This window comes from Aerococcus sp. L_32, from assembly GCF_050689315.1.
This window is the reverse complement of the sequence record NZ_JBOEQF010001138.1, coordinates 1-592: the sequence shown is the minus strand read 5'-3', so window position 1 is coordinate 592 and position 592 is coordinate 1. Positions and strand designations below refer to the sequence as shown.

Sequence of the window (592 nt, the reverse complement as noted above, 5' to 3'; positions counted from 1 at the left end):
TGAGATTCGGCAAAATAACTTGCATGGTTTTTATAAATTGGCGTCTAACTATGAAGCGTCAGCCTTTAAGGGGATTTTCCAATTCATCCGCTTTGTTGAGAAAATTCAAGAGAAAGACAACGACCTGCAAGCACCAAAACACGGGGACGAAGCTCGATCTGCGGTCCATGTCTATACTATTCATCATTCTAAAGGTTTAGAGTTTCCGCTCGTTTACGTCTATAACATTTCCAAGCGTTTTAACACTCAAGATCTAAGGAATCCGGTGATTTATAATGACGCTATCGGTATCGGGGTGAAATTGTCTGATAGAACACGCCACATCACCTATCCAAATATGTTTGAAATGATGGCTAAACGCTTTGAGAAGAAAGACATGTTGGCTGAAGAAATGCGAAAATTATACGTGGCCTTAACTCGAGCAGAACAGCAACTGGTATTAGTGGGTATGGTGAAAAACTTCGATACCACGATTGGGAAGTGGCAAGGGCTTTTGATGAAAGACGAGCAACTATCGCCATCAGGCCGGATTAAAGCCAACAGTCTACTTGATTGGATTGGCCCAGCGCTGATGCGCCACCACGATTTTGAT

At 42.7% G+C, this 592-nt stretch carries 1 protein-coding gene; it reads left to right on the top strand.

Annotation, left to right across the window (positions count from 1 at the left end):
• On the top strand, positions 1-592 hold a 592-nt coding region (locus tag ACRCJ0_RS18600; protein WP_431391672.1), incomplete at both ends, for a 3'-5' exonuclease.